Below are 264 nucleotides of genomic sequence, written 5' to 3'. Positions count from 1 at the left end.
AGAAAATAATAGATAGCGAGTCTCAGTTAGAGGAAGACGAGCAGCTTGCTAAGGCACTTCAAGAAAGCTTGAATGCAGAGTCTCCACCTCCATCACCTCCACCGCATGGAAATGGAAGTATTTTCGCACCTTTTCCGTTCCTGGATCCTTCAAGATTCAGAAAATGTGCTGGTTGTAATAGGCAAATTGGTCTTGGAAGAAATTTGAGTTGCATGGGAGGTGTTTGGCATCCTGAATGTTTTCGTTGTCGTGCTTGTGATCAGC

The 264-nt window shown here is 44.3% G+C and carries 1 protein-coding gene; it reads left to right on the top strand.

Translation table 11 applies throughout. The features are described from left to right. Positions 1-68 precede the first annotated feature (68 nt). Positions 69-264, top strand: a 196-nt coding sequence (locus ACODJP_RS14145; protein ID WP_422482591.1) for an LIM domain-containing protein, incomplete at its 3' end; no start/stop codon positions are given.

It is taken from the genome of Pleomorphochaeta sp. DL1XJH-081 (assembly GCF_049310885.1).
Lineage (GTDB): Bacteria > Spirochaetota > Spirochaetia > Sphaerochaetales > Sphaerochaetaceae > CAYZJV01.
This window is presented reverse-complemented; position numbering and strand designations above follow the sequence as displayed.